This is a genomic window from Prosthecobacter sp. (genome assembly GCF_049294395.1).
GTDB lineage: Bacteria > Verrucomicrobiota > Verrucomicrobiia > Verrucomicrobiales > Verrucomicrobiaceae > Prosthecobacter.
Window position 1 is genome coordinate 1 of the sequence record NZ_JBAQCR010000106.1, and the last position, 4,506, is coordinate 4,506.

Annotated in this window: 4 protein-coding genes and 1 pseudogene; 2 read left to right on the plus strand and 3 right to left on the minus strand. The window is 61.2% G+C overall.

The window, feature by feature from the left end:
* The 3 genes from WAW39_RS06530 to WAW39_RS06540 form a co-directional block, all read right to left on the minus strand.
* A partial coding sequence (locus WAW39_RS06530) for a DEAD/DEAH box helicase (RefSeq protein ID WP_422316994.1) occupies positions 1-1,365 on the minus strand: 1,365 nt, incomplete at its 3' end.
* Between the two features lie 144 nt (positions 1,366-1,509).
* Positions 1,510-1,830 carry a hypothetical protein gene (locus WAW39_RS06535; protein WP_422316996.1) on the minus strand — a complete coding sequence of 107 codons (321 nt, stop codon included), beginning with the start codon at positions 1,828-1,830 and terminating at the stop codon, positions 1,510-1,512.
* On the minus strand, positions 1,827-2,108 hold the full coding sequence (locus WAW39_RS06540) for an addiction module protein (RefSeq protein ID WP_422316998.1): 282 nt from the start codon (positions 2,106-2,108) through the stop codon (positions 1,827-1,829). The genes WAW39_RS06535 and WAW39_RS06540 overlap by 4 nt, the downstream gene beginning before the upstream one ends.
* A gap of 275 nt (positions 2,109-2,383) precedes the next feature.
* Between WAW39_RS06540 and WAW39_RS06545 the strand changes: the two genes are divergently transcribed.
* Together WAW39_RS06545 and WAW39_RS06550 are read left to right on the plus strand one after the other, a co-directional pair.
* On the plus strand, positions 2,384-4,171 hold the full coding sequence (locus WAW39_RS06545; RefSeq protein ID WP_422317000.1) for a 2-oxoacid:acceptor oxidoreductase subunit alpha: 1,788 nt from the start codon (positions 2,384-2,386) through the stop codon (positions 4,169-4,171).
* Positions 4,172-4,215: 44 nt separating this feature from the next.
* Positions 4,216-4,506: pseudogene (locus tag WAW39_RS06550) on the plus strand (pyruvate ferredoxin oxidoreductase); the annotation flags it as partial.

A 4,506-nucleotide genomic window follows, 5' to 3' on the forward strand; every position in this document is an offset into this window, starting at 1 on the left:
GGGCTTGAAGTCACGCTGCGGATAGTCGGGCTTCCGGCCTGCGCGGTCTTCCACGATCTGCTCGGTCTCGCGCACCTGGTCTTTCATGAGCAGGTCCATGAGCGCGCTGGCGATCTCCGTGGGGGAGAAGCCGATGTCCAGCAGGCGCTGGATGCTGTGCTCGTGATTGGCGTAGTTGGCGCCTTCCAGCACGGCCTTGACCTTGTCGAAGGTCTTGTCCACGCGGGTGGCTTCCAGTTCTTCCTGGGAGGGCACCTTGGCGCGCTCCACGCGGATGTTGATGAAGCGCTGGATGCGCTGCATCAGGTAAATTTCACGTCCGGCCACAAGGCTGAAAGCCTTGCCGCTGCGTCCGGCACGGCCCGTGCGGCCGATGCGGTGAACGTAGTCTTCCGCGTCATACGGAAGCTCAAGATTGACGATGAGATCGATGTCGTTCACGTCCAGACCACGGGCGGCCACGTCCGTGGCCACAAGGACTTCCACGTTGCCGCTGCGGAAGTTGCGCATCACGCGCTCACGCATCGTCTGATTGATATCCCCATGCAGGCGGTCGGCGGCGTAGCCACGGGCCACGAGGGCGTCGGTGGCGTCGTCCACGGCACGCTTGGTGTTGGCGAAAACGATCGTGAGGCGCGGGGCCTCGATGTCGATGACGCGGCAGAGCACTTCCAGCTTGGAGCGGCCCTGCACTTCGTAGTAGCGCTGCTCCACGGTGGCCACGGTCAGCGCCTTCTGCTGGATGGTGATCGTCGCGGCGTTGGTCGTGTAATTCTCCACCAGGCGGCGGATGCGCGGCTCAAAGGTGGCGGAGAAGAAGATGGTCTGGCGCTCTTTCGGCACGGCGGCCATCAGGCGGTCGATGTCGTCGCTGAAGCCCATGTCCAGCATTTCATCGGCTTCATCAAAGACGAGCATCTTGAGGGCGTCGAACTTGATCAGCCCGCGCTCCATGAAGTCAAGAATACGACCGGGGGTGCCGACGACGATCTGGGAGCCGCTCTGGAGGGCGCGGATCTGGCGGTCATACGAAGCGCCGCCGTACACTGGCGTGGCGCGCACGCCTTCCTTGAAGGAGGCCAGCTTGTGGATTTCCGCGCAGACCTGCATGGCCAGCTCGCGGGTGGGGCAGAGGATCAGAGCCTGTACAGCGCGCTTGGTGCCATCGACGCCTTGCACCACGGGAATGCCAAAGGCCATCGTTTTGCCGGAGCCGGTCTGGCTCTGGCCCACGACGTCACGTCCGGTGATCGCCACAGGAATAGCTTCAGCCTGGATGGGGGAGGGTTGCTCGAAGCCGAGTGATTTAACGGCTTCAAGAAGCTCGGGCGAAATTCCCAATTCAGGGAAGGTGTGGGTACTCATAAAAACAGAAACGAAACGTATCCCTCAGAATTTGAGGGGTGTCATACTGGCACCTATAGGGGGAGATAGCAAGGTGTTTGATCTTGAGGCCCCCGGGGAGAGGGCGGGGGAGGCTGCCGGGGGTGAGTCTGTGTTGATGGGGGATCAGAAAAGCTCCCTGGCTTCACCAATCCGCCTACGCCAGTAATAAGGGCGACGCTTGGCATGTGCGACGGCGAGGATCACCACCTTCTGCCGCCAGATTGTGTAGGCGATGTAATATTCGCCAAAACGTGGATTCAAATTGGCTCTGCGAACGGTCTTGCGACGGATGTTGTAGAGCAGCGGGTTTTCACAAATCGCATGGCGATGCTGGAGATAATGCCATTCAAACGCAATCACCAGCTCCTCATCAATGCCGCCGAAGTACTCCAGCAATTCATCATGTTCCTGCTGGGCAGACGGATGAATGTTCCATTCCGTCATGGCCTGTAAACAGGACGCTCGATTCCCAATTTGGCAAACACGGCATCCGAACGACGTTCAGACTCCTCAGCAGTGAGAAGCTGGACGGTGCCATTTTCAATCTCCTGCAGACGGGTATCAAGCTCAGCGTCCCACTCGGCCTCGATCAAGGCTTCTTCGTCTGCCTGATCGTCCTCAGTGAGCTGAAAATCACGCCGAAGCTCCTGAAAAAGCTCTCTCGCCTCGTCCGGGGCGAGGCTGTCGATGGCCTTTTTGATGTGTTCGACGGCGGCTGTCATGGTTTGATTCTATCGTAATCCACAGGATTTGTCGAGTGGCGGAGTCAAGCAGTGAGCCTCTCATAAGGAACGAGAAGGCCACAAGGCATGGATCACGCCAACCCCACAACGCAGATCCAGGGCTCACACCTCCAGCATGCACCTTTTCCCCGTCTGCCACGCGCCCGCCACCGCAGAAAAAAGCCATTCTCCAGCATGGACGGCTGCAAAAGCCCTTCTAGAATCGCGTTTCCTCAGCCAACCAATCTGCGGGCGTGCATGCCCGTACCCCAACCATGTCCACCGCTTCCGCTCCTTCGTCGTCATCTCCCACCTCCCTGCGCAACGCCGTCATCCGCCTCGCGGGCAATTCCCAGGACGGCATTCAGTCCATCGGCGGTTTTCTGGCGCGTCTGGCCGGCCGCACGGCTCAGGAAGTGATGACCTACATGACCATCCCTTCCACGATCTCGGGCGGTCCTTCCATCTTCCAGGTCCATCTGGGCTCCGGCGAGGTGCTCCATGAAGGTGACGAAGCCGACGTGTTGGTGGCCTTTTACAAGCACAGCTACGAAAACCACATCGCCGCCCTGCGTGATGGCGGCATCTGCTTCTACGATACCGCGGACATGAGCCCGGAAGATGTGAAGCACGAGCGCGGCATCGTCCACATCGGCGTGCCCTTCACCTCCGCCACCGTGGAGGCCGTGGGCGGCTCCACGCGCGACCGCGGCAAGAACATGTTCGTGCTCGGCATGGTCTGCGCCGTCTTCAATCTCGACAAAGAAAAGCTCGTGGGCATCGTCAGCCGCCAGTTTGGCCGCAAGGACGAAAGCGTGCTGCGCAATGCGCTGCTGGCCTTTGACGCCGGCTTTGCCTACCAGGTGGGCGACGTGGAAAAATTTGCCTTCGTGCCCGGGGAAGCCCATGGCGCGCACCGCATCAGCGCGGATGGCAACCAGATGCTCACGCTCGGCCTCATTGCCGCAGGCGTGCGCTACGGTTCCGCCTATCCCATCACCCCATGGTCGTCCATCATGGAAACACTGCGCGTCGAACTGCCGAAGTATGGCGGCCTCTACGTGCAGGCCGAAGACGAGCTCGCCGCTGTGGCCATGACCATCGGTGCCGCCTTTGCCGGACACCTTGCCATCACCGGCAGCTCCGGCCCGGGCCTCAGCTTGAAGATGGAAGCCTTGGGCTACGCCAGCATGGCCGAAATCCCTCTCATCGTGGTGAACGTGCAGCGCGGCGGCCCTTCCACCGGCCTGCCCACCAGCGTGGAGCAGTCCGACCTCATGCAGGCTATCTACGGCAGCCATGGCGACAGCCCGCGCATCGTGCTGGCACCAAAGGACGTGGAAGACTGCTTCTACATCGCCCTGGAGGCTGGCATGCTGGCCAAGAAATATTCCTGCCCCGTCATCATCCTGAGCGATCAGGCCCTGAGCAGCCGCATCGAGGCCTTTGAAGAGCCTGACCTCGACAAGCACTGGGTGGAACCCACCCTCGACATCTCCACCCGCCCCGAGGGCTTCAAGCCTTATCCGCTCGATTCCATCACACAGCACGCACCTCCCGGCTCCAAGATGGCAGGCGGCAAGTACCCTGTTTCCACCGGTCTTGAGCACGACGAAATGGGCCACCCGAGCGGCAGCCCCAAGATGCACACCTTGATGACCAACAAGCGCCGCAACAAGCTGGTGCAGCTTTCCAAGGAACTCCCGCTGCCCGTCATCCACGGCGACCAGACCGGCGACGTCCTCGTCATCGGCTGGGGCAGCACCTACGGCCCCATCAAGGAAAGCGTGGACCGCATGCGCAGCGAAGGCCACAAAGTGGGCGCCCTGCACCTGCGCCACCTGCACCCCATGCCGGACGGTCTGGACGGTCTCTTCAAGAAGTTCAAGCACGTCGTCTGCGTGGAGATGAACGACTCCGGCCTCTACGGCTACGGCCAGCTGGCCACCCTGCTGCGCGCCAGCCTCGCGGACCCGCGCATCCAGTCCGTGTGCAAAACCGACGGCCTCGCCTTCCGCATCCGCGAGATCGTCACCGGCGTGGAAAAAATCATGAGCGCCTAGTCCGGACCCGCAGCACTTCCAACCTTTTCATTTTTCAAATCATCATGTCCACCGCCCTCGTCACTCCAGCAGCTCCTGCCACGGACAAGCTCACCAAGAAAGCCCTCACCGCCGACCATCCCACGTGGTGCCCCGGCTGCGGCGACTTCGCCGTGCTGAACATCTTCTACCGCGTGCTGGAGAAGCTCCAATACCCGCATGAAAACATCGTCTGCGTGGCCGGCATCGGCTGCTCCAGCCGCTTCCCGTATTTCATGAACACGCACGGCATCCACTTCATCCATGGACGTGCTTTGCCCCTGGCCACCGGCATCTCCCTGAGCCGTCCGGACGTG